The organism is Serratia sp. BNK-10 (assembly GCF_047456065.1).
Taxonomy (GTDB): Bacteria; Pseudomonadota; Gammaproteobacteria; order Enterobacterales; family Enterobacteriaceae; genus Serratia; species Serratia ureilytica.
On the sequence record NZ_CP179894.1, the window covers coordinates 2740264 to 2762067 of the forward strand.

Below are 21804 nucleotides of genomic sequence, written 5' to 3' on the forward strand. Positions count from 1 at the left end.
GCGCCCAGGAAACGCACGCATGTTGACCGGCCTCAACCACCTGACGCTCGCCGTCAGCGATCTCGATCGCAGCTTCGATTTTTACCGTCATCTGTTGGGGTTTACCCCTCACGCCCGCTGGCAAGGCGGCGCCTATCTGTCGTTGGGGGCGTTGTGGCTGTGCCTGTCATTGGATGAGGCCCGCACGCAACCACGGGCGCGTGATTACACCCATTACGCCTTCAGCGTCGCGCCGGAACACATTGAACGGGTCAGCGAGCGGCTGCGCCAGAGCGGCGCAGAAGAGTGGAAAAGCAATCGCAGCGAGGGCGAGTCGCTCTATTTTCTCGATCCTGATGGGCATCAGTTGGAGATCCATGCCGGCGATCTGGCCAGCCGCCTGGCGGCATGCCGGGAAAAACCGTATCAGGGCATGGTATTTTACTGAAGCGCCCCGGCGGCGCAGCGCCGGCCGGAGCAAGGTGTTCAACGTTCGGGGATAAAACCTTTAAAATCCAGCGCGGGGCTGAGATCGTCGTCATCAGCATCGCCGCCGTCGGCGCGAGCGCTGTGCGCCAAACGCTTCAACAGCGCCGTTTGTTGACGTTGCTGCTCGGCAATTTCCTGCAGCAGGCGAATCTGCTCGTTGGCGCGCACGCTGGCGCGGTTCACCAGGAACCAAACCCAGAGCCCCACCAGCAACGCCACGGCGGCGAGAGCCAACGACAACAGGCCGTTCTGGCCAAAACCTAAATCGTACATGGACAACCCTATCTACTGCGAAATTCAGGCCGCCATCTTAACACTCGCGGCGGCCGGGCGAACATCCCTGCCAAAAATTGCTTACCAGGGTACGAAGCGCGTCACCGAACAGATGCCCAGCGCAAAATTTCCACCATCGTCGCAATAACTGTCCAGCGCCAACAGGTAGAAAAACAGGCAGGCAGCGACGGCCGTCATTATCACGAGGATTTTTTTTCGCAACAAATTTAGCAGCCTCATTGTTATCAGGATGGTCTATCGCGCATGTTATCACAGCAAAGTTAAACGAAGTTTAACTTGTCGTTTAGATTTCTGGCTATCGTCCGGTTTTCAGACTGTTACCCTTGCCCTCGCGCTGGCGCCGTGGCTAGATGAACCCTCAGGGATAACGAGGAAACGCAATGAGCAGACTGATTAAGTGGGTACTGGTATTGGCGGTCATTTACGGCGGCTTTTTGATCTCGGGCTACGGCGTGCTGATCGGCAGCAACAAGAACGTCGGCGGATTGGGATTGCAGTGCAAATACCTGACGGCGCGCAACGTGGCGATCGCCCAGTACGTCAATGGCGACAACGGTTTCATCGGCGTGACCGACTGCCCGCTGTTCAAGAAAATCGAAACGGTGGTGGATTAACCGCCACCGCCCGACGCCGCCGCTCTGCGGCGGCTCCGCCTCAATCGCGGGTAAACTTCAACTCGATCAGCGCAATCGCCTTGTCAATCGCTCTGCGGGTCACCGGATCGGCGCCGGCGGGATGCGTGGAGAAATCGATGCTTTTGAGCTGGCCTGCCATCTTGTCGCGCACTTCGGTCGGCGCAATCACGTCGATAACGTCCAGAATCTGTTTAATGACCAGTTGGCAAGCGACCAGATCGGAAGCCAATTCCTGCTCGTTGCTCAGCATGTCAGACATAATAACTTTCCCTCTTGATTCAAACGCCGCACAGAATAGCATGTCGCCTGCGCCATTGCCCGCCCTCCCCGCCTTTTTCCCCATTCTGCGCACCGCCGGGCAAAAGCCCGCGGCAGATTAGCCTATACTTGCAGCATGACGGTGATAAAAACATCCGTAACCTAAGCCACAACCAACAGGAGATAGTTATGGCGAATCACAATGTGAAATCCTGGGCAACAGTGCGTGAAACTTCGGTGGAAATTGCCGAAGCTATTTTTGAACTGGCAGGGAACGATGAAGTGTTGGCGCAGAAGATCTGGGAAGAAGGCAGCGATGAAGCGCTGGAAAAGGCTTTTGCCAAAACCACCGCCGACCAGCTTTATTGGGGAGAGGAAACCGTCGAGCGTAAAAACGTTTAAGCCGCCAGGCAACAAAAAGCCCGGGTTTCTGGCCCAGGCTTTCCCGATTAGCGCTCACCCCGCTCAGCGGCGTGCATCTCTGCTTGCTCTCACGGTTCTTCACCTCCCACACCTTCCGCATTTTTCATGCTCATCACCGGCGTCGCCATAAAAGCGCCGACGCCCACGATTACAACCAGAGTAATAATCACTGTCATTAACATGCGATCACCCCATCAACGTTGAGTTGTTACGGCTGACTCTGTTTTGGCGGTTCTTGCTGCGGTCTGCTCCGCGTCACCCACCGCGGCGGCGACAGTCTCAGATTAGCCGTTTTTCCTTTCGGCTGACAAGCGGCGGTTCAACGGTTTTTCCGAATCATGCCCCGTCATCGGCGGCGTTTTTTGTCCGCGGCGGCAAGTTGTGTATACTTCACCGCTATGTAGATCTCACACTGACGCACTGATGATACAAGAACACCATCTCTCATTGGTCTGCGCCCTCAGCAAATGGGTCGAAACTCACCTCGGACGAGTGATCCATCTCGAAGAGCTGGCCGAGTACTCCGGCTACTCGCTGTGGCACATGCAGAAGCTGTTCAAAGAAGCGACAGGGATTTCGCTGGGCAAATACATTCGTGAACGCCGTCTGGCCGGCGCGGTCTATCAACTGCGCAGCAGTGAAGCGTCGATTTTCGATATCGCCCTGGACTTTGGCTTCGGCTCACAGTCCCACTTCACCTACATGTTCAGAAAGCGTTTTAATATCACGCCTTACGATTTCCGCCAGGATCTGAGCGTCGATCTGCACATCGATCCGCCGCTGCACGTCATTCACCAAAAATCCGCCTGATTTTCGCCCGCCGTCAACCGGCGGGTTAACGCGCGCCCCAGACCGCCAGCAGCGCGATCGCGGCCGGCAACGCCTGCACCCACAGGATCTTGCGGCTGGCGGTCAGCCCGCCGAACACGCCGGCCGCCAGCACGCAGCCGAGAAAGAACAGCTGCAGCGCCACATCTTCACGCCAATAGCCCCATACCAGGCCCAGCGCCAGAAAACCGTTATACAGCCCCTGGTTGGCGGCCAAGACCCGCGTGGCTGCGGCGAACTCCGCCGTCGTCCCGAATGCTCGCCTGCCGATCGGCGCGCGCCACAGGAACATTTCCAATACCAGGATATAAAGGTGGAGCGCCGCGATAAGCAGCAGAACAATGTCGGCAATGAGCTTCATGATTATCCAAATAGCGGAATGGGAATGCCGTCAAGTATAAGTGATGGGTGAATATCGCTCACTATCCAAGATAAAAAAACCCGCCGAAGCGGGTTTATGCAGGAGTCATTTTTTGAGGTTAGTGTAATACGGCAACCAACAATGCCGCGACAGAGACCCAAAACAGCGCCGTGGCAACCACGACATGGGACAGTCTTGCACGATAAAGAACTTGGCTCATAATGACCTCACTGACATCAGACTAACGGGAGACAACCTGACTTCCTGAGGATTATCCTAATCTTCTTCCGTTTATCATTATATGCGTCAGATCACTATTTCGTTGAGAAACTTTATATTGTCGTGAAGCTGGAGCCGCGATCACATTTATTGCGCGTTATTAGAGCGAAATAAGTCGAATAATCTCGGCGATTATATCCTAACGCTATCAAACTTCGCTCCACGGCAGGCGTGGCGCGGCCATGCGCTCACCGGAATAACCGCTGACCGCCGGAAAACGATCCGTTTCCTGCTCCCAATCGCGCTGAGCCTGAATAATTTCCGCTTTGGTATGGCCAACGAAGTTCCACCAGATAAGGATCTCTTCATTTAACGGCGCTCCACCGATTAATAATCCTCGGCTGCCCTTCTCTGCATTTAACTCAATAGAGTTATTACCCATGCCTAAATAGGCGAATGCGTCAGGTGAAAATGTTTCACCATTAAGTTCAAATGCACCAATCAGGGGCAAAAAGCCGATTTCATAATCATCGCGCAGCGGCAATTGCGCCGTCGCCGCCTCTTGCCATTCCATATCAATGGCGATTAATGGCGAAAGAGTAAACACCGGTGAACGATAAGCGCCAAATTCCCCGACCAGCAAACGGTGATTCACGCCGTTATTCCGCCACTGCGGCAAATCGGGATAATGATCGAATCGCGGCGCCATGTCGGCATATTCGGCCGGCAACGCAATCCACAATTGTGCGGCGTGCAGTCGTCGGTCCTCGCCCACCGACTGTTCCGTATGCGCGATGCCGTGCCCTGCGGTCATCAGATTGACCTGCCCCGGACGGATCAACTGTTCGCTGCCGAGGCTATCGCGGTGCAGCACCTCACCCTCGATCATCCAGGTAAAGGTTTGCAGACCGGTGTGCGGATGCGGCCCTACGTCCATGCCGGGCGCGGTGCCGTTGAATACCGTCGGGCCGGCGTGATCGAGAAAACACCAGGCGCCGACGGTGCGCCGCTCCCGGGTTGGCAACGCGCGGTTGATAGGAATGCCGCCCACTTCAGCATTGCGCACGGCAATGCGCTGGATCTGGCGCGCGCCGTCAACGACAGGGCACTCGCGTGAGGGTGAAAAGCGCGTAGGACGTGACTGACTCATCGCAAAGACCTCCTGAATGGCGCCGATTCGCCAAGGATAATCGCCCCAGCTTAGCACAGGACAACGCCCCCTGGAGAGCGACGACGCTCAGCCGCGCTCACGCGGATTAAGGTGTTTTGATGTAGCAGCTTTTAATATCGATATCGTCGTGGGCATGCCTGAGATCGGAGAAATAAGTCACTCCGAAGAGAATCGACACGACCAGCAGTACAGAAACCAACAGGCCGATAATCGCCAACAGTTTGGTTTCATCGTGGAGATTGGGCTCCATTTTCTCTCCCCTAGTTAATGACGTCAGGTCAGCCACAGCGTGACCGCCAACGTAAAAATGATCAGTGAGCAGGACGCAATCGCCAAAACGACGATCGCAAATTGCGCATCACCCAAGGTTTCTCTGTAGTTTTTATCCGTCAAGGCGTTACGCTGCTGTTTCACTAAATCGGCTTTCACTCGTTCAACTGCTGCATTGCTGTTTGATGGGGCAAGACACCCCCTCAGAATGGGGGAGCGAAATCCCCCTTCGGCTGCTCAGTCCGCAACCGGGCCATGACGCTACCAACTTTCCCCCCCAGGGTCAACACCGCCGCCGCGGGCCGGCGAGCGCAGGCACACGGTATGTGTAACTTTTATTTAGAGGGAAGGGAAATAAGAGATGCTTATAGCGGAGGCAAAAAAAAGCCCGGCACATCGCCGGGCCAGGGGAGACAGAGGCGTTATTGCGGGATACGCAGCACCTGTCCCGGATAGATCTTGTCCGGGCTCGACAGCATCGGCTTGTTGGCTTCGAAAATTTTGTTGTAGAGATTGGCGTTACCGTACATCTCTTTGGAGATTGCGCTCAGCGTATCGCCCTTCTTCACGGTATAGAAGCGGCTCTCGGCGTCGGATTGCGCTACCGCCACCTTGTCTTCCACACCGCTGATGCCCGCTACGTTGCCAATCGCCACCAGAATCTTCTCTTTCAGCTCCTGGCTGACGGCATCGCCGGTCACCACCGCTTTCCCATCGACCACCTGCACATTGACTTTGTCGGTGCCCGGCAGGCCGCTCTTATCGAGATGCTCCTTGAGTTTGGCGCTTTGATCTTCGGCGGAGGCATTGCCGGTGACTGTGTCCCACAGTTTTTCGCCCGCTTCTTTGACAAAGTTAAACAAGCCCATATTCACTCCTTTTGATGGTTGCACTAATGCGTTGATGTAAGGCTTGTTAAGCTTAGCATCGTCAAAAGGATCTGCCATCCGCTCTCGCCCCCAGAAACGGCTGGAGAATTCCGAAAGTGCCGTCTGCGGCGCCTCATTGGCGTTTTATCGCGCAATGATGCTGAAAAATCGCGCTTTTTTACCTACACTGTTGCAGACAAGGCGGCTCGACGAAGGAGGCTGCAAGATGTACGCATTGGTGATGTTTGTCTGTTATCTGGATGGCGGCTGCAGTGAAATGGTGGTGGACATATTGCGCGACGAACCGCAATGCCTGGTGGCGATGAAGGAACAGAACCTGCGTCACGCCGGCTGTTATCCCATGGAAGAATTTATTGACGGCTTCTGGTTGCCGGCCAGCGAATACTCGGATTTTTGATCCCCTCCCCGCCTGATGCTGAGGAATTTCTGATTTCATCGGAAACTGCATCTTCCTCCGAGGCACAAGGCCGCTGTTTTGCTAAATTGCGGCTCCCGAAGAAGAAAGACAGAGAAAGGTCATGTCAGCATCGGCTCATTCCAACGAGCAATATGAAATTCTGCTGCGCAACGTCAGTCTGGCGTTAGGCGACGCAGTGTTGCAGTTAATCAAAAACCATAAAAAGGTATCCGGCGGCAATATTCTTTCGCAGCTGGTGACAGAGATAGAGCGAGAGCAGGATCAGCAGCGGTTTGCCGCGCTGCGTTCGGCCATCGAGCTGGTGGGGTTGGCGCCAAAAGGCTGAGCGCGCGATACAAACGAAGGCAGGGCTTGCGCCCTGCCTGATTACCGATCCCGACACAGGATGAGGGTAATGGAATTGCAGCTTAGAAGCGGTAGGTCAGGTTGACGGCAACGATATCGTCAGTGCTCAGCTTCAGTTTGTTGTCGTCGTTCAACTGGTTGATCTTGTAGTCGACGTAGGTGTACATGTTTTTGTTGAAGTAGTAAGTCGCGCCCACTTCCACGTATTTCACCAGATCGACGTCGCCAATCCCTTCAATATCCTTGCCTTTTGACTGCACGTAGGCCAGAGACGGACGCAGACCGTTTTCGAACTGGTACTGGGCCACCACTTCGAAGTTCTGCGTTTTGTTGGCGAAGCCGGAGACGCCATTGCCGCTGATCGGCGTCATGTTGCGGGTATCGGCATACATGGCCGCCAGATAGACCTGGTTGGCGTCATATTTGATTGCGGTGGTCCAGGCAGTGGCCTTGTCGCCTTTACCGTACTGCAACGCTTTCTGAGCGCTGGTACGGTTGGAATCAGAGAACGCCGCCGCAACGCCGATGCCGGTGCCGCCGATGTCCTGATAGTCCAGAGACATGCCGTAACCGTCGCCGTTTTGCTTGGTCACGCTGCGGCCGTCACCGTCGTTTTTGCCCTGGTACTGCAACGCCAGATTCAGGCCTTCCACCAAACCGAAGAAGTCACGGTTGCGGTAGGTCGCCAGGCCGTTGGAGCGCGCGGTCATGTAGTTGTCGGTGTAGCTGTAGGAGTCGCCGCCGAATTCCGGCAGCATGTCGGTATAAGCTTCGGCGTCGTACACCACGCCGTAGTTACGGCCGTAGTCGAACGAGCCATAGTTGGCGAACTTCAGGCCGGCGAAGCCCAGACGGGTTTTGGTGCCGGTGGTGCCCTGCGCTTCATCGTGGTTGGCCTGAACGTTGTATTCCCACTGGCCGTAACCGGTCAGCTGATCGTTGATCTGGGTTTCGCCTTTAAAGCCCAGACGAACGTACGTTTTATCTCCGTCTTCACTTTTATCTTTACTGAAAACGTGTTTGGCCGAAACGCGGCCGTACAGGTCGAGTTTATTGCCATCTTTATTGTAGATTTCAGCCGCGTTGGCGAAGGAGGTGACCGCCCCGAGGGCGACAGCTAAGGCTAATACACTGCGTTTCATCATTTATTTTCCTAGATATTATAATTAGAACCCTGCCCGTCACGCCCAATTTATAATTTGGGCTGTGATTTTATCTTTTGGTATTTTATGAGCTCCCCTAATGCTGGGGTGATGTGACATTAGCATCATGAATCAAAACTTAAAATCAAAAAGTTCATGAAACAACGAGGAGAAAGCATGTTTATTTGTAACCATATATTTCAAAAAAGAGAATGCATAACCCATTGAATATAAGAAATTTTTATCACATAACTTATAACCAAAACGGTGCAACGCACCAATTTAGTGCATTTTGGTTTCGTTTTGCGTGCTTTCTGCGCGATTCAAAAGTAACAACAAGATTAGCATGGTTATTAAAAACGTTACTTATTTCACATTTTTATCTTAACAAAGTTACCAGGCAATTAAGGCTTTCCGATAACGGCTGAATACGGCCTTTATTCATTCACGTAAAGAAATCCCTATAGGACGAATAAAATTCGATTTATAGCCATTTAAATAGCGGGAAATAGCAGATTAAAATAATGAAAGGAATAAACGGCAGCGCGCTGACGGCGCCGCCGAGGATAAATCAATACAACGTAGAACGGGAAACTTCGCTCAACAACATGCCGGCACGCAGCCCCAGCGCCACAGTGGGGTTAGGAAACAGTATCCACGCGCCCTCTTCGCCAACGCGATACTCCTCCTGCGGCTGCTCGCACAGCAACATCCCCGGTTTCAACTCGGTGAAGTTGGCGGTGTCATCATCCAGATGCAGCTTGAAATCCTCGCTGTGTTTGATCAACGAGTGCATCACAAGGAATACCCGGATCGCCTCGCCCGCGCGCTCCGGCAACGGCCTCTCGCTGACCGCCGCCCGTAGAGCGCGATCGATGGCGGCGAACTGCTGCAGATCGTTGCTGCCGAACGGCCGCGCCTTGCCCAGCTCGAGCGTACAGCTCGCCGCATTGAGATGCTCGCTGGAATAGTGGCTGAAAGTCCCGCCCGGCGCACTGTGTACCACCAGCGCATCCAGATCGGCGGCATCCAGCAGCTTTAGCATCGGTTCGCTGTACGGGCGCTTCTGGAAGGGCAAAATGCCAAAGCGCGGCAAATGCGACTCGCGAATGGCGGTGTGCAGATCGTAATGGAAACGCGCCGCCTGTTCGCCATCAAAAAAAGCGGCGAGCGTGCGCTCCAACTGCTGGGCGCGCGCGGTTTCCCCGCTGGCGGCGAAGTTGCGGTAGCGGCCGCCGAACATGCGGTTCATGTCGCTGTGCAGATAGCGCTTGCCAGCCCGCATCGCCGCCGGGTTGCCCAGCACCACCAACAGCCGCACCGTCAGCGGTAACCGGCCGGCAAGGAGATCGCCGACCAGTTGATTGAGCAGTTCAATCGGCGCGGTTTCATTGCCGTGTACGCCCGCCGACACCACCAACGCCAGGCGATAACGCTGCCGCGGCGTGAGCTCCAACACCCCTTCCCCCAGCCAACGCCAGCGCAGCTGCGGCGTTTCACCCTGCCATTCGGCGGGTTCTTTCCCCTCCAGCGTCAGGGGCAGTAGATCGATCATGCAGCCTCCCTTAACGTTGGAACGGATAGATGGACCCGAGACCGAGGATCGACGTCAGAGAATCCAACGCCTCGCGCCCTTCGCGCAGCAGCAGCGGATCGGCCAGGTCATCCTGCGTCAGGCGATCGCGGTAATGACGATCCACCCACTCGTTAAGCGTCGCGAACAGCCGATCGTTCATCATGACGCGCGGATTCACCGCCCGCAGCTCTTGATCGTTGAGCGCCACCCGCAGCCTCAGGCAGGCCGGGCCGCCGCCGTTGCGCATGCTTTCGCGCAGATCGAACACGCGGATTTCATCGATCGGGCCGCCGCTGCCGACCATCTCGTTCAGATAGCGCCACACGCCGGCATGCTGGCGCGACTCTTCCGGCACCACGATCATCATCTTGCCGTTCGGCTTGGTGAGAATTTGGCTGTTGAACAGATAAGTCGCCACCGCGTCCGCCACCGAGACGCGCTCCGTCGGCACTTCGATCGCCACCAGCTCGCTGTCCAGCGTCGCCATCTTGCGGCGCACTTCATCCAGCGCCTGTTGCTGGCGGTAAAACGCCTGCTGGTGGTGGAACAGCACATTCTGGTTGCTGACCGCAATCACGTCGTTATGGAACACGCCCTGGTCGATCACCGCCGGATTTTGCTGTACGAAGACCGTATGCTGCTCGTCCAATTGGTGCAGCCGAGCGATCGCCTCACCGGCTTCGCGCGTCTGGCGCGCAGGATAACGCGCCGGCGCCGTTTCGCCGCCAAACTCCTGGCGACCGTAAACGAACACCTGCACGCTGCGCCTGGCGTAATCGCCGCCCAGCCGGTTATGGTTGGCCGCCCCTTCGTCCCCGAACAACGCCACCTGCGGCAGCGCTTCATGGTGGGCGAAATGCCGGTCGTCGTTAAACATCGCCCGCAAAACGTCGGTGGTCGTTTCCGCTTCAATGGCGCGGTGGAATTTATTGTTCAGGTTGGCGGCGGTGAAATGCACCTTGCCGTCTGCGCTGTCCGCCGAGGGGGACACCGTGGCCGCATTGGCGGTCCACATGCAGGACGCCGAGCTGAGCGCCGACAGCAAACGCGGCGATTGACGCATCGCCTGCGCCAGCACCGCCTCATCGCTGCCGCTGAAACCCAGGCGACGCAGCATCGGCAAATGCGGCCGCTCCTGCGGCGGCAATACCCCTTGCTGGAAACCGAGATCGGCCAGCGCCTTCATTTTCAGCAGCCCCTGCTTCGCCGCCAGCTGCGGGTTCGATACGCTGTTTTGATGCTGCGTAGAGGCCTCGTTACCGAACGACAGCCCGGCATAGTGGTGCGTTGGCCCCACCAAACCGTCGAAATTGACTTCATATCCTGACATGGCTATCCCCTGGGGATGGCCTGCGGCGACGCCATGACGCCGCCGCAGACGATTAACGGAACGACAAGCCCGGCGAGAGCGTCGCCGGCAGCGACAGGCTTTCGCTTTCCAGCGACGCCATCGGCCAGGCGCAATAGTCCGCCGCATAGAAGGCGCTTGGGCGATGGTTGCCGGAAGCCCCCACGCCGCCGAACGGCGCCGCGCTGGACGCCCCGGTCAACGGCTTGTTCCAGTTGACGATGCCGGCGCGCGCTTCCAGCAGCAGCCTCTCGAACAGCTCGCGCTGCGGCGAGACCAATCCCACCGACAGGCCGTAGCGCGTCTGGTTGGCGAGCCGCAGGGCCTCGTCGAAATCGCGGTAACGCACGATCGTGGTCAACGGCCCGAAGTACTCTTCATCCGGCACGCCCGCCACGCCGGTCAGCTCGATGATGCCCGGGCTGAGCAGCGAACTGCCCGGCTCCAGCAGACGCATGGCCAGCAGCGATTTGCCGCCCAGCGCCAGCAAGCGCTGCTGCGCTTTCAGCATGTTTTCCGCCGCAGCCGCCGACACTACGCCGCCCATGAACGGCTGCGGTTCGGCATCCCAACGGCCAACGCGCAGCTCGCCCGCCACCTGAACCAAACGCGCGATAAAGGCGTCGCCGTCCGCCCCCTGCTTAACCAAAATGCGGCGTGAACAGGTGCAGCGTTGGCCGGCGGAGATAAACGCCGACTGGATAGCCAGGTTGACCGCCGCGTCGCGATCCTCGAAACCATCGACGATCAGCGCGTTGTTGCCGCCCATCTCCAGCGCCAGGATCTTCTCCGGCTGCCCCGCCAATTGGCGATGCAGGTGGTAACCGGTGCCGGCGCTGCCGGTGAACAACAGGCCGTCGATATCCGCACTGGCCGCCAGCGCCTCGCCGGTTTCCCGGCCGCCCTGCACCAGATTGATCACCCCGTCCGGCAGACCGGCCTTCAGCCACAGCTTCAGGGTCTCCTCGGCGGTCAGCGGCGTCAGTTCGCTCGGCTTGAACACCACGCAGTTTCCGGCCAGCAGCGCCGGCACGATATGGCCGTTCGGCAGATGGCCGGGGAAGTTGTAAGGCCCGAACACCGCCAGCACGCCGTGCGGGCGATGGCGCAGCACCGAAGCGCCGTCGGCCATCGCCGTCTGGCTAAAACCGGTGCGCGCCTGATAGGCCTGCAGTGAAATGCCCACCTTGCCGATCATCGCCTGAATTTCGGTCAGGGTTTCCCAGCGCGGTTTGCCGGTCTCGCGGCTGATGGTTTCCGCCAGCGACTGTTTATGTTCTTCCAGCAAAGCGGCGAAGCGTTTCACCAGCTGTTCGCGCTGCTCGAACGGCGTACGTGCCCAGCCGGGGAATGCGGCGCGCGCGGCTTCGCAGGCGGCGGCGACGTCATCGGCGTCGGCGGCGTTGGCGCGCCACAGCGGCTGATTGCCGACCGGATCGGCCTTGCCGAACTCCGCGCCGCGGCCCAGCCGCCAGACGCCGTTAATCAACAGTGCAGGATGGGACATCATGCTTTCTCCTGTGCAATAAGGGGGAGTACCCGCACCGGGCTGCCCTGCTCGACGCCGAGCGCCGCAGCGGTGGCGGCGTTGATATGCAGGCGGTCGTCATACAGATCGGCATTGACCAGCAGTGCGCGGTAATTCTGATAGTTGTCGTTGGCGACCAGATGGACCGGCGCATCGGCGCGCATCGGCGTGTCATCCAGCACCACTTTGACCAGGCGGCTCTGCTTCACCGCACGGATGTGGTCGATTTCGGCTTCCAGCGTCGGGCCACCGTCGAAGATATCGACGTAGCCCTGATAGCTCAGGCCTTCCGCCTCCAGCAGGCGGCGCGCCGGCAGGGTTTGCGGGTGCACTTCACCGATCACCTTCTGCGCGTCTTCGGCCAGGAAATCGACATACAACGGATGTTTCGGCATCAGTTCGGCGATAAACGCTTTTTGTCCGGTGCCGCTCAGGTAGTCCGCCTTGGCGAACTCGATGGAGAAGAAACGGTGGCCGACGCTCTCCCAGAACGGCGAACGGCCGTTTTCATCGGAGAAACCGCGCATCTCGGCGATCAGACGGCGGGAGAAGCGTTCACGGAACGCGGCGATAAACAGGAAACGCACCTTCGACAGCAGCTTGCCGTTCTCGCCGTGACGATAGTCCGGATCGAGGAACAGCGTGCACAGTTCCGAATGCCCGGTATGGTCGTTGCTGAGGAACAGCGTCGGCACCGATTTATAGACGTTCAGCTGTTTGGAAGCGTGCACCTGCGTGCCGACGCGGAAGCTGTACCAGGGTTCCGCCAGGCCGACGGCCACTTCGATCGCGCAGACCCCCACCGCCTGCCGGCGCTCGCTGTCTTCCAACACGAACAAATAACACTGGTCACTTTGCGGAAGTTCGCCTTGCCAGGTTTTTAACGCCCGCTCAATGCGTGCCGACAGGGTATCTTCATTTTGCGGCAGCGACGTGAGACCGATACCGGATTTGCCGGCAAGCGTCAGCAAATCCGCCAAATCGCGGCGCTCTATAGGGCGAATAATCATCATAATGCGAACCTCTTCTGAATCAGGCTGCGCCGATGAAGGCGCAGCCCGCTGATTAGCTGCAAATGCGCGCCACGGCGCGCGCGAATCGCGCCAGCCCCTCTTTCACATCCTGCTCAGGGATGATCAGCGACGGCGTGAAACGCACCACGTCCGGGCCGGCGATCAGCGCGATAACGCCTTCTTCGTTGGCCAGTTGGGTGATCTGCTTCGCTTTGCCGGCATAGTCTTTCTTCAGTTGGCAGCCGATCAGCAAACCGCCGCCGCGGATTTCGGCGAAGATCGGATACTGACGGTTGATGTCGTTCAACCCGTCGATGAACCACTGGTGGCGCTGCTTGACGCCTTCCAGCACTTCCGGGGTATTGATGATGGAGAACACTTCCCCCGCCACCGCCGTCGCCAGCGGGTTGCCGCCGTAGGTGGTGCCGTGAGTGCCGACGCCCAGCGTTTTCGCCAGCGCATCGGTGGTCAGCATGGCGCCGATCGGGAAGCCGCCGCCCAGCGCTTTCGCGGTGGTCAGTACGTCCGGCACCACACCGTACTGCATATAGGCATACAGGTGGCCGGTGCGGCCGACGCCGGTCTGCACTTCGTCGAAGATCAACAGGGCATTATGGCGATCGCACAGTTCACGCAGCCCCTGCAGGAAACTGGCTTCCGCCGGCAGCACGCCGCCTTCGCCCTGGATAGGCTCGACGATCACCGCGCAGGTGCGATCGTTGATAAGCTCGGCCGCCGCGGCCAGATCGTTATACGGCGTATGGGTGATACCGCCCGGCAGCGGCGCAAAGTCCTGCGAATATTTTGGCTGGCCGCCGGCGGACACGGTAAACAGCGTACGGCCGTGGAACGCGTTGTTGAACGCCACAATCTGATCTTTACCGGCGCCGTGCTGGTCGTGCGCATGTTTGCGCGCCAGTTTCAGCGCCGCTTCGTTGGCTTCTGCGCCCGAGTTACAGAAAAACACCTTGTCGGCGAACGTGGCGTCGATCAGTTTCTTGGCCAGGCGCAGCACCGGTTCGTTGGTATAGCCATTGCCCAGATGCCACAGTTTGCCCGCCTGCTCCACCAGCGCCGCCTTGACCGCCGGGTGCGCATGGCCCAACGCGTTAACCGCGATGCCGCCGGCGAAATCGATGTAAGACTTACCCTGTTGATCCCACACCTGCGATCCTTCACCCCGCACCAGAATAAAATCGGCAGGGGCATAAACCGGGACCATCCAGTCATCGAAAGACTGGCGGGTAACTGCGATTGGCTGTTCCATAGTGACCTCATAATCTCAGCAAAGGCTGAATTTTGACTGTAAGGACCGCGCAAGCCCGGCTAGGCCGCCACAATGCAAAAAAACCGCTGCTCAAAACCGACTTTCCCGGCGGAGAAAATGCTGTCTCTCACCGCTGATTTAGAAACAAATCTGTTACATAAAATCGGTTTTTCACTATTTATGGCGCTTATCCGGTCCCTGAGCGGGGAGTAAATGTTAACGAGCAGTTAAAATACATGTCGTTTGATAAAGAGTGTAGAGCAGCTATCGTGCCAAAACGGGATTTTTGCCGGATTTTGCTATTTTTTACGTTAAAACAACGGCTTATAATGCATATTTATTCATTTTATATGCATTTGCAATGCATAATTTAAAAAATAAGGCCTAAAATCATCATTGCTCGCGAAATCCTATTCAATTGCGAAAAACTTCAGGATTTCTGATCGCGCTCGCAAAAATAATTTCATCCGATTTGCTCGCCATCACACTTTTTGCCCCAACCCGGTGCAGCGCTGCGCCAGGATCGGGCAATGCGGCGACGAAGCGCCTATTCCATCGGCAGCACCCCGGAAAACGAACCGCGCCGAACGCCGCCGGCCGCGGCTCCCGCTTTATGCGCCAACGACTACACTGTGATTCTGACCGCACTTTTTCTTCTGCGCACAAGGAGTCACCATGCCCAAACGAACCGTCGATCTCAGCCGGCCTCTCCTCCAGCACGACATCCGCGCGTTTCTCGAGACGCTGAATGCCGCCGGCGGTAAACCTATGGAACAAATGAAGCTCAAAGAGGCGCGCAGAGTTTTGGAAGCGGCGCAGCGCAGCGTAGACGTGCCGCTGCGCGAGGTGGAGATCAGCGAGAAAACCATTCACGTAGAAGGCCAGGATATTCTGCTGCAGCTGGTGCGGCCGGCCAGGGTCAAGGAGACATTGCCGGTATTCATGTTCTTTCACGGCGGCGGCTGGGTGCTGGGCGATTTTCCCACCCATGAACGGCTGGTGCGCGATCTGGTTTACAGCTCCGGCGCGGCGGCGGTGTTCGTCAACTACCCCCGCTCACCGGAAGCGCACTATCCGCAGGCGATCAATCTGGCTTACGCCGCCACGGAATGGGTGGCCGAATATGGCGAAAAAATCAACGTCGACGGTTCACGGCTGGCGGTGGTCGGCAACAGCGTCGGCGGCAATATGGCGGCGGTAGTCAGCCTGATGGCCAAAGAAAAAGGCCTACCGGCATTACGTTGCCAGATCCTGCTGTGGCCCGTTACGCACGCCCATTTTGATACCGATTCCTATCATCAGTTCGCCGAAGGCCATTTCCTGACCCGCAATATGATGAAGTGGTTTTGGGACAGCTATGCGCCCGATAAGGCGCAGCGCAAAGACATCTACGCCTCGCCGCTCAACGCTACGCCGGAACAGCTGCGGGGCTTGCCGCCGGCGCTGGTGCAGACCGCCGAGCTGGACGTGCTGCGCGATGAGGGCGAAGCCTACGCGCGTCTGCTCGACGCCGCCGGCGTCGAGGTCACTTCTACCCGCTACAACGGGCTAATTCACGACTACGGCCTGTTGAACCCGCTCGCCCACGTCCCGGCGGTGCATTCGGCGATCCACCAGGCCGGGCGCGCGTTGAAACACTACCTGTCCTGACGCTAACCGACCAGGTGGCAAGCCACCTGATGACCGGGCGCCACGCTGCGCAGCTGCGGCGCCTGTTCGCGGCACTGCGCCGTGGCCAGCGGGCAGCGGGGATGGAAACGGCAGCCGCGCGGCGGGTTGGCGGGGTTCGGCGGCTCGCCGCCGGCCACCCACGCCGGCGCGCGTTGCGCATCCAGCGTCGGCACCGCCGCCAACAAGGCCTGCGTGTAGGGATGCAGCGGTTGGCGGAACAGCGCATCGCGATCGGCGCTCTCAACGATCTGCCCCAGATACATCACCGCCACATCCTGGCACAGATGCTCCACCACGCCGAGATCGTGCGAGATAAACAGCAGCGTCACCCCCTGCCGCTCCTGTAAATCGGAAAACAGATTGATGATCTGCGCCTGAATCGACACGTCGAGCGCCGATATTGGCTCATCGGCGACGATAAATTCCGGTTGCAGGATCAACGCGCGCGCAATGCCGATACGCTGCCGCTGGCCGCCGGAAAACTCATGCGGAAACCGCCCGTAATGCTGTGAGGACAACCCGCAGATCGCCAGGGTATCGAGCACCCGTTCGCGCAGTTCCGCCTTGCTCGCCAGGCCGTGTTGCAACAGCGCTTCCCCAATGGCGTCGCCCACGCGCAGACGCGGATTCAGCGAGCTGTAAGGATCCTGAAACACCAGCTGCATTTTCGGCCGCAGGGCGCGCAACGCGTCCTTGCTCAGGCCGTCCAACGCCTGCCCTTTGAACAGCACCTCACCGGCGGTTTTGTCGTGCAGGCCGAGCAGCGTGCGGCCAACGGTGGTTTTGCCGCTGCCGGACTCGCCCACCAGCCCGAAAACGCGCCCCTTGCGGATGCTGAAGCTGACATCATCCACCGCCTTCAGTTGGCCGGTGGTGCGCCCGAACAGCCCGTCGCGCAGCGGAAAATATTTCTTTAACCCCTTTACCTCCACCAAAGGTTCAGTCGACATACGGATGCCCTCCGGCATTGAGAAAACAGGCGGACTGACGCTGACGGGAGCCGTACAGCGGCGGAATGCCGTCGCGGCAGCGAGCGGAGGCCTGCGCGCAGCGCTCGGCGAAAGCGCAATGCTCCGGCAGCCGCGCCAGATCCGGCACCTGACCGGGAATGGAGTACAAGCGGCGTCGCCGCTGCCCCGGCACCGGCCGCGAGGCGATCAGCCCCTGCGTATAGGGATGTCGCGGCTCGTCCAGCACTTCCCGGGTCGTTCCCTGCTCGACGACGCGCCCGGCGTACATCACCGCCAGCCGATCGGCCATCTGGGCGATCACCCCGAGATCGTGGGTGATCAAGATCATCGCCATGTTGTGTCGCCGGCTCTGCTCGCGCAGCAACGCCAGGATCTGCGCCTGCACCGTAACGTCGAGCGCCGTGGTCGGTTCGTCGGCGATCAGCAGCGCCGGCCGGCACCCGATCGCCATGGCGATCATCACGCGCTGCAGCATGCCGCCGGAAAGCTGATGCGGGTAGCAGCGCATCAGCGCCTCCGCGCGCGCCAACCCCACTTCCGTCAAGAGTTGAATCGCCTGACGCCAGGCCGTTTTCGGCGACAGAAGCAAGTGCCTGATCAGCGGCTCCACCAGCTGTTCGCCGAGGGTCAACACCGGATTCAGCGCGCTCATCGGCTCCTGAAAGCTCATCGCCAGCCGGTTGCCGCGCAGATCCGCCATCTTGGATGCCCGCAGCGACAGCAGGTTTTGCCCTTCAAAGCGAATCTCACCGCCGTCTACCTGCGCCAGCGGCTGCGGCAACAGCCCCATCAGCGCCATGGCGGTCACGCTTTTGCCGCAGCCCGATTCGCCGACGATCCCCAGCGTTTGCCCGGCCTGCAGTTCAAGACTGACCTGTTGCACCGCCCGCACCGGCCCCTGCTCGCCATGAAACGACACCGACAGCCGGTCGAACGCCACCAGCGGTTGACTCATCGTTTTACCCCGCTCATTTTCGGATCGAGCGCGTCCCGCAGGCCGTCGCCCAAGATATTGATCGCCACCACGGTGACGAAGATCGCCAGCCCCGGCGGCATCCACAGCCAGGGGCGGCGCTGAAAGTCGATCAGGCTATTGGCGGCGTCCATCATGTTGCCCCACGACGGCGTCGGCGGCACCACGCCCAGCCCAAGGTAGCTCAACGCCGACTCGCTGAGGATGGCGTTGGCCACCGCCATGGTGGCGACCACCACCAAAATCGGCACGGTATTGGGCAACAGATGGCCGAAGAGGCGCCGCCGAGTGGAGAGCCCCAGCACTTCGGTGGCCAACATGAAATCCCGCTCGCGCAGCGACAGGATTTGGCCGCGCACCAGCCGCGCCAGCGACGGCCAGCCCAGCAGGCTCAGCATGATCATCACCATGTAGATACGGTAGTCCGGCGACACGTCGAGTTCGGTCAGCATCGCCCCCATGATGATCAGCAGCGGCAGGCCGGGAATGGTCATCAACAGATCGGCGAAGCGCATGATCAGCCGATCCGCCACGCCCCCCAGATAACCGGCGAACGCCCCCAGTACATAGCCCAGCGTCACCGACAGCAGCATCGACACCAGGCCGATGGTCAGCGATATTCGCCCCGCCAGCAGCAGCCGGGTGCAAATATCGCGGCCGAGAAAGTCGGTGCCCAACCAATGCGCGCCGCTCGGCGCCTGATTGATGTTCAGCACATCGCCGGCGTCGTCAGGCCACGGCGACAGCGACGGCCCAATCAGGCACAGCAGCGCCAACAGCACCAGCAGCGCCAGCGAGATCATCGCCGGTCGGTGGCGGCGCAGACGGCGCCAGGCCTGCGCGGCGGGCGGCGGAGACAGCTGCGCCAGCGCCGGCAACTGCGCCTGGCGCCAGCGGCGACGGCGCCCGAAAAACAGCGTTACCCACATCGTGTTACCTCAAGCGAATGCGTGGATCGGCGTAGGCGTACAGAATGTCCGCCAGCAGATTGCCGAGAATGGTCAGCGCCGCCAGAAACAGCGTGAACCCCATCAATACCGGATAATCGCGCGCCGCCAGCGAATCGATATGGATATGCCCGGCGCCCGGCCAGTTGAAGATTTTTTCGGTGATCAGCGCGCCGGAGAACAATCCCGGCAGCTCGAACCCCAGCAGGGTAATGATCGGCAACAGCGCGTTGCGCAGCGCGTGTTTGAGGATCACCGTTTTCTCCCTGAGCCCTTTGGCGCGCGCGGTGCGGATATAGTCCATGCGGATCACCTCCAGCATGCTGGCGCGAAAATAGCGCGTCAGGCTGCCGGCCTGCAGCATCACCAGCGCCAGCACCGGCAACAGCAGGTGCGCCGCCACCTCCAGCGCCCAGGCCAGCCCGCTCGCTTCGCTGCCGGTGCGCAACATGCCGCCCGCCGGCAACCAGTGCAGATCGACGGCGAACCATTTGATCAGCAACAGGCAAAGGAAAAACGTCGGAAACGACATGGCGGCGAACACCGCCACGGTGATCAGATGATCGAACAGCGAATAGGGTTTCATCGCCGAGATCACTCCCACCGCCAGCGCGATGCCCCAATACAGCACCATCGCCACCGCCGCCAGCAGGAACGAGTTCCAGATGTATTGGTTCAGCAGCGTGCTGACCGGGATCTGATACTGCAGCGAGAAGCCGAGATCGCCCTGCAACAGCCGGCCAAGCCAATGCAGGTAACGGCTGAACAAGGGCTGATCTAACCCATACAGTGCCCGCAGCTCGGCGGCGCGTTGCGCGGTCAGGTTGATATTGCCGTCGATAAAGTCGCCGGGCGCCAGGGCGAAGATGCAAAAAATCAGCAATGAAGCCAACAACAGCATCGGGATAGTCTGCAACAAACGGCGCAGGATAAAATTTCTCATCGCGAATTCCATCGCCGCCGCCCGGAATAGCGCGGCGGCATCGGGGCGTTACGGCGCCGGTTTGACGTTCGGCAGGCTGCCGACCAGTCCGTTGTAGATATCCGGTTTAAAGCCGGTGACGCGCGCGCTGCTGGCGCTCAATATTTCGCGGTTGCCGAGCAGGATCACCGGCGGATCGTCCGCCAGCACCTGATACAACTGATGGTACAGCGGCTTACGCTGCGCGATATCCAGCGTGGCGTTGGCTTTGGCGATCAGCGCGTCCACCTGCGGGTTGTGGTAGCCGGTCTCGCTCTCGCGGCTGATGAAGTCGCGTACGCCGTCGTGCGGATCGTTCAGCGTGCTGGTGCTGAGAGACGCCAGGTCGTAATTGCCCGCCTTGCGCTGCGCCAGCAGCGCGTTGAAATCCAATACCTGCGGTTTCAGCACCACGCCGAGCCGGCGGTAGTTATCCTTGGCGATCGGCACCAGCGCGTCGTTGATCAGCTTTTTGGTCACCAGCAGCGTCAGCTCCAGCTTTTTACCGTCTTTCTGCCGGATGCCGTCAGCGCCCACCTGCCAGCCCGCCTCGTCCAACAGCTTTTTGGCCTTATCGAGATCGTAAGCGTAAGGATTGATGCCGTTGGCGTCGTAAGCCCAGGAGATCGGCGAAATCGGCTGGTTGGCGACCTTGCCGTACCCCTGGTACACCACGGCGATCAGTTTTTGCCGATCGAGGCCGTAGATCAGCGCCTGACGCACCCGCTTGTCCTGCAGCGCCGGGCGTCTGAGGTTGAAATCAACCCGGCTGTAATCGCTCGAGCTGTAAAGGTTGATATTGGCGAAGCCGAGCAGTTTGAGCTGTTCGATATCGTCCGGCTTGGCGGTAAAGGCGTCGTAGTCGGTCTCACCGGTCTGGAACAGCTGGAAGTTGGTGGCCGGGTTGGTGACGCGATAGATAAAGCGCGCCATCGGCGGCGGGCCGAGGTAGAAGTTCGGATTGGCGTGGAAGCGGATTTCCTGCCCCGGCACGTACTTGTCGTAAATGTAGGGGCCGTTGCCGAGCGGCTTGCCGTTCAAGGCGCGCACGCCGTCGAGCTTGCCGCGCTGATAGTCTTTGCCGTAGTAAGCCCGCGACAATACCGGCCCGCCAATCAGTTGCAACGTGGTCGCGCCCGGTTGGGTGGTGACGATCTGAATGGTGCGATCGTCGATCACCTTCAGCCCGCTGATGCCGGCCGCGGTGCCGTTTTTATACTCGGCGCCGCCCTGAATGTGCGCCGGCGTGATATCGGTATCGCCGTCATAGGCCGGGTCATGCAGCAGCGTCAGGGTAAAGGCGATATCGTCGGCCTTCAGCGGCGAGCCGTCGCTGTAGACCAGATTCGGCCGCAGCTTGATGGTGTAGGTCAGATTATCGGGGCTGACCTGCCAGGACTCCGCCAGGCGCCCTTCCGGTTTGCCCTGGCTGTCCAGGCCGATCAGCCGGCTGAAGATCACGTCGGTCACGTTCTCGTCCCAGCCGTTGGTGAACAGATACGGATTGAAAATCCCCTGCGGCTCCGAGATGCCCGCCACGACGGTATCTTTGCGCAGTTTGGCGGCGGCCGGCACCCGAGCGGCGTCGCTGGCCGGCGTAATGCCTTCGGCCAGCGTTTCCGCCTGCGCGCCGGCGCTCAATCCCAGCGCGCAGACCAACGCCAGCGGCGTCAGCCGATAGCGCAACAGTTTGTTTAGCTTATTTTTTATTCCACTCACCCACTGCCCCTCGTCTACCCGTTGATAAAAATGTGACAAAATTTATCGCAGAGTAATGGGCGGCTGGAGGGCTGTCTAACAACGAAACCGGCATTCCATTGCCGAAAA

26 protein-coding genes are annotated in these 21804 nt (G+C 59.2%); 7 read left to right on the plus strand and 19 right to left on the minus strand.

Translation table 11 applies throughout. The features are described from left to right. Positions 1–19 precede the first annotated feature (19 nt). Entirely contained in the window at positions 20–427 is a 408-nt protein-coding gene (gene fos, locus ACMGG9_RS13345) for a fosfomycin resistance glutathione transferase (protein ID WP_033643393.1), read from the plus strand. A gap of 38 nt (positions 428–465) precedes the next feature. Here fos and ACMGG9_RS13350 read toward each other — a convergent pair whose 3' ends face one another. Then, complete coding sequence (locus ACMGG9_RS13350; protein ID WP_033643394.1) at positions 466–741, minus strand: YebO family protein; 276 nt, start codon at positions 739–741, stop codon at positions 466–468. A gap of 81 nt (positions 742–822) precedes the next feature. Then, the gene (locus ACMGG9_RS13355; RefSeq protein ID WP_004927688.1) at positions 823–981 is read right to left on the minus strand and encodes a PhoP/PhoQ regulator MgrB; all 159 of its coding nucleotides are present in this window, start codon (positions 979–981) and stop codon (positions 823–825) included. A 161-nt stretch (positions 982–1142) separates the two neighbouring features. On the opposite strand from ACMGG9_RS13355, the gene ACMGG9_RS13360 reads away from it, so the two are divergent. After that, entirely contained in the window at positions 1143–1376 is a 234-nt protein-coding gene (locus ACMGG9_RS13360; protein WP_033643398.1) for a YobH family protein, read from the plus strand. 40 nt (positions 1377–1416) lie between these two features. On the opposite strand, the gene ACMGG9_RS13365 is transcribed toward ACMGG9_RS13360, so the two are convergent. Continuing rightward, complete coding sequence (locus ACMGG9_RS13365) at positions 1417–1656, minus strand: DUF2766 family protein (RefSeq protein ID WP_033643399.1); 240 nt, start codon at positions 1654–1656, stop codon at positions 1417–1419. Positions 1657–1844: 188 nt separating this feature from the next. Here ACMGG9_RS13365 and ACMGG9_RS13370 point away from each other — a divergent pair, with 188 nt between their 5' ends. Both ACMGG9_RS13370 and ACMGG9_RS13375 read left to right on the plus strand, forming a co-directional pair. Next, positions 1845–2057 carry a YccJ family protein gene (locus tag ACMGG9_RS13370; protein ID WP_004927694.1) on the plus strand — a complete coding sequence of 71 codons (213 nt, stop codon included), beginning with the start codon at positions 1845–1847 and terminating at the stop codon, positions 2055–2057. A gap of 444 nt (positions 2058–2501) precedes the next feature. Next, positions 2502–2888 (plus strand): helix-turn-helix domain-containing protein, encoded by a 387-nt coding sequence (locus tag ACMGG9_RS13375; RefSeq protein ID WP_004927697.1) that lies wholly within the window; start codon positions 2502–2504, stop codon positions 2886–2888. 25 nt (positions 2889–2913) lie between these two features. On the opposite strand, the gene ACMGG9_RS13380 is transcribed toward ACMGG9_RS13375, so the two are convergent. The 5 genes from ACMGG9_RS13380 to lysM all read right to left on the minus strand — a co-directional run bounded on the left by ACMGG9_RS13380 (position 2914) and on the right by lysM (position 5796). Continuing rightward, complete coding sequence (locus ACMGG9_RS13380; protein WP_046687262.1) at positions 2914–3267, minus strand: DUF1304 domain-containing protein; 354 nt, start codon at positions 3265–3267, stop codon at positions 2914–2916. A gap of 427 nt (positions 3268–3694) precedes the next feature. After that, on the minus strand, positions 3695–4636 hold the full coding sequence (locus ACMGG9_RS13385; RefSeq protein ID WP_033643401.1) for a pirin family protein: 942 nt from the start codon (positions 4634–4636) through the stop codon (positions 3695–3697). Positions 4637–4742: 106 nt separating this feature from the next. Next, on the minus strand, positions 4743–4907 hold the full coding sequence (locus ACMGG9_RS13390) for a hypothetical protein (protein ID WP_162837199.1): 165 nt from the start codon (positions 4905–4907) through the stop codon (positions 4743–4745). 23 nt (positions 4908–4930) lie between these two features. Further along, positions 4931–5086 carry a hypothetical protein gene (locus tag ACMGG9_RS13395; RefSeq protein WP_162882310.1) on the minus strand — a complete coding sequence of 52 codons (156 nt, stop codon included), beginning with the start codon at positions 5084–5086 and terminating at the stop codon, positions 4931–4933. A 263-nt stretch (positions 5087–5349) separates the two neighbouring features. Beyond that, positions 5350–5796 carry a peptidoglycan-binding protein LysM gene (gene lysM / locus ACMGG9_RS13400; RefSeq protein ID WP_015378169.1) on the minus strand — a complete coding sequence of 149 codons (447 nt, stop codon included), beginning with the start codon at positions 5794–5796 and terminating at the stop codon, positions 5350–5352. Between the two features lie 226 nt (positions 5797–6022). Here lysM and ACMGG9_RS13405 point away from each other — a divergent pair, with 226 nt between their 5' ends. Continuing rightward, entirely contained in the window at positions 6023–6214 is a 192-nt protein-coding gene (locus ACMGG9_RS13405) for a YebW family protein (RefSeq protein ID WP_004934567.1), read from the plus strand. Between the two features lie 121 nt (positions 6215–6335). Beyond that, complete coding sequence (locus tag ACMGG9_RS13410; RefSeq protein WP_033643403.1) at positions 6336–6560, plus strand: biofilm development regulator YmgB/AriR family protein; 225 nt, start codon at positions 6336–6338, stop codon at positions 6558–6560. A gap of 82 nt (positions 6561–6642) precedes the next feature. Here the strand turns inward: ACMGG9_RS13410 and ompC are convergent, their stop codons facing one another. The 6 genes from ompC to ACMGG9_RS13440 form a co-directional block, all read right to left on the minus strand. Next, positions 6643–7725, minus strand: coding sequence for a porin OmpC (ompC, locus tag ACMGG9_RS13415; protein ID WP_033650925.1), 1083 nt, complete (start codon positions 7723–7725; stop codon positions 6643–6645). Positions 7726–8293: 568 nt separating this feature from the next. Further along, entirely contained in the window at positions 8294–9277 is a 984-nt protein-coding gene (gene astE / locus ACMGG9_RS13420; RefSeq protein WP_414161478.1) for a succinylglutamate desuccinylase, read from the minus strand. Between the two features lie 10 nt (positions 9278–9287). Next, positions 9288–10628: an N-succinylarginine dihydrolase gene (astB, locus tag ACMGG9_RS13425; protein WP_033643406.1), complete on the minus strand. Its 1341-nt coding sequence runs from the start codon at positions 10626–10628 to the stop codon at positions 9288–9290. A gap of 52 nt (positions 10629–10680) precedes the next feature. Continuing rightward, positions 10681–12153, minus strand: coding sequence for a succinylglutamate-semialdehyde dehydrogenase (gene astD, locus ACMGG9_RS13430; RefSeq protein ID WP_414162274.1), 1473 nt, complete (start codon positions 12151–12153; stop codon positions 10681–10683). Beyond that, complete coding sequence (astA, locus tag ACMGG9_RS13435) at positions 12153–13187, minus strand: arginine N-succinyltransferase (protein ID WP_004934585.1); 1035 nt, start codon at positions 13185–13187, stop codon at positions 12153–12155. Before astA ends, astD begins: the two co-directional genes overlap by 1 nt. A 52-nt stretch (positions 13188–13239) precedes the next feature. Then, a complete protein-coding gene (locus tag ACMGG9_RS13440; RefSeq protein WP_015378175.1) occupies positions 13240–14454 on the minus strand; it encodes an aspartate aminotransferase family protein in 1215 nt (404 codons plus the stop codon). A gap of 675 nt (positions 14455–15129) precedes the next feature. Here ACMGG9_RS13440 and ACMGG9_RS13445 point away from each other — a divergent pair. Next, positions 15130–16104 carry an alpha/beta hydrolase gene (locus ACMGG9_RS13445; RefSeq protein WP_208060855.1) on the plus strand — a complete coding sequence of 325 codons (975 nt, stop codon included), beginning with the start codon at positions 15130–15132 and terminating at the stop codon, positions 16102–16104. A gap of 2 nt (positions 16105–16106) precedes the next feature. On the opposite strand, the gene ACMGG9_RS13450 is transcribed toward ACMGG9_RS13445, so the two are convergent. Genes ACMGG9_RS13450 through ACMGG9_RS13470 form a run of 5 tightly spaced genes read right to left on the minus strand, consistent with a single transcriptional unit; the run spans position 16107 to position 21696 of the window. Then, positions 16107–17075, minus strand: a complete 969-nt coding sequence (locus ACMGG9_RS13450) for an ABC transporter ATP-binding protein (protein ID WP_033650921.1) — start codon at positions 17073–17075, stop codon at positions 16107–16109. Further along, positions 17065–18051: an ABC transporter ATP-binding protein gene (locus ACMGG9_RS13455; RefSeq protein WP_414161479.1), complete on the minus strand. Its 987-nt coding sequence runs from the start codon at positions 18049–18051 to the stop codon at positions 17065–17067. Before ACMGG9_RS13455 ends, ACMGG9_RS13450 begins: the two co-directional genes overlap by 11 nt. Beyond that, complete coding sequence (opp4C, locus tag ACMGG9_RS13460; protein ID WP_046687269.1) at positions 18048–18998, minus strand: oligopeptide ABC transporter permease; 951 nt, start codon at positions 18996–18998, stop codon at positions 18048–18050. Before opp4C ends, ACMGG9_RS13455 begins: the two co-directional genes overlap by 4 nt. A gap of 4 nt (positions 18999–19002) precedes the next feature. Further along, complete coding sequence (locus ACMGG9_RS13465; protein WP_004934604.1) at positions 19003–19959, minus strand: ABC transporter permease; 957 nt, start codon at positions 19957–19959, stop codon at positions 19003–19005. Between the two features lie 48 nt (positions 19960–20007). Further along, positions 20008–21696 (minus strand): ABC transporter substrate-binding protein, encoded by a 1689-nt coding sequence (locus ACMGG9_RS13470; protein ID WP_042784769.1) that lies wholly within the window; start codon positions 21694–21696, stop codon positions 20008–20010. Positions 21697–21804 lie beyond the last annotated feature (108 nt).

Coding starts and splice junctions, on each gene's coding strand:
- fos (WP_033643393.1), top strand. CDS start 20: ATGTTGACCGGCCTCAACCACCTGACGCTCGCCGTCAGCGATCTCGAT.
- ACMGG9_RS13350 (WP_033643394.1), bottom strand. CDS start 741: ATGTACGATTTAGGTTTTGGCCAGAACGGCCTGTTGTCGTTGGCTCTC.
- ACMGG9_RS13355 (WP_004927688.1), bottom strand. CDS start 981: ATGAGGCTGCTAAATTTGTTGCGAAAAAAAATCCTCGTGATAATGACG.
- ACMGG9_RS13360 (WP_033643398.1), top strand. CDS start 1,143: ATGAGCAGACTGATTAAGTGGGTACTGGTATTGGCGGTCATTTACGGC.
- ACMGG9_RS13365 (WP_033643399.1), bottom strand. CDS start 1,656: ATGTCTGACATGCTGAGCAACGAGCAGGAATTGGCTTCCGATCTGGTC.
- ACMGG9_RS13370 (WP_004927694.1), top strand. CDS start 1,845: ATGGCGAATCACAATGTGAAATCCTGGGCAACAGTGCGTGAAACTTCG.
- ACMGG9_RS13375 (WP_004927697.1), top strand. CDS start 2,502: ATGATACAAGAACACCATCTCTCATTGGTCTGCGCCCTCAGCAAATGG.
- ACMGG9_RS13380 (WP_046687262.1), bottom strand. CDS start 3,267: ATGAAGCTCATTGCCGACATTGTTCTGCTGCTTATCGCGGCGCTCCAC.
- ACMGG9_RS13385 (WP_033643401.1), bottom strand. CDS start 4,636: ATGAGTCAGTCACGTCCTACGCGCTTTTCACCCTCACGCGAGTGCCCT.
- ACMGG9_RS13390 (WP_162837199.1), bottom strand. CDS start 4,907: ATGGAGCCCAATCTCCACGATGAAACCAAACTGTTGGCGATTATCGGC.
- lysM (WP_015378169.1), bottom strand. CDS start 5,796: ATGGGCTTGTTTAACTTTGTCAAAGAAGCGGGCGAAAAACTGTGGGAC.
- ACMGG9_RS13405 (WP_004934567.1), top strand. CDS start 6,023: ATGTACGCATTGGTGATGTTTGTCTGTTATCTGGATGGCGGCTGCAGT.
- ACMGG9_RS13410 (WP_033643403.1), top strand. CDS start 6,336: ATGTCAGCATCGGCTCATTCCAACGAGCAATATGAAATTCTGCTGCGC.
- ompC (WP_033650925.1), bottom strand. CDS start 7,725: ATGATGAAACGCAGTGTATTAGCCTTAGCTGTCGCCCTCGGGGCGGTC.
- astE (WP_414161478.1), bottom strand. CDS start 9,277: ATGATCGATCTACTGCCCCTGACGCTGGAGGGGAAAGAACCCGCCGAA.
- astB (WP_033643406.1), bottom strand. CDS start 10,628: ATGTCAGGATATGAAGTCAATTTCGACGGTTTGGTGGGGCCAACGCAC.
- astD (WP_414162274.1), bottom strand. CDS start 12,153: ATGTCCCATCCTGCACTGTTGATTAACGGCGTCTGGCGGCTGGGCCGC.
- astA (WP_004934585.1), bottom strand. CDS start 13,187: ATGATGATTATTCGCCCTATAGAGCGCCGCGATTTGGCGGATTTGCTG.
- ACMGG9_RS13440 (WP_015378175.1), bottom strand. CDS start 14,454: ATGGAACAGCCAATCGCAGTTACCCGCCAGTCTTTCGATGACTGGATG.
- ACMGG9_RS13445 (WP_208060855.1), top strand. CDS start 15,130: ATGCCCAAACGAACCGTCGATCTCAGCCGGCCTCTCCTCCAGCACGAC.
- ACMGG9_RS13450 (WP_033650921.1), bottom strand. CDS start 17,075: ATGTCGACTGAACCTTTGGTGGAGGTAAAGGGGTTAAAGAAATATTTT.
- ACMGG9_RS13455 (WP_414161479.1), bottom strand. CDS start 18,051: ATGAGTCAACCGCTGGTGGCGTTCGACCGGCTGTCGGTGTCGTTTCAT.
- opp4C (WP_046687269.1), bottom strand. CDS start 18,998: ATGTGGGTAACGCTGTTTTTCGGGCGCCGTCGCCGCTGGCGCCAGGCG.
- ACMGG9_RS13465 (WP_004934604.1), bottom strand. CDS start 19,959: ATGAGAAATTTTATCCTGCGCCGTTTGTTGCAGACTATCCCGATGCTG.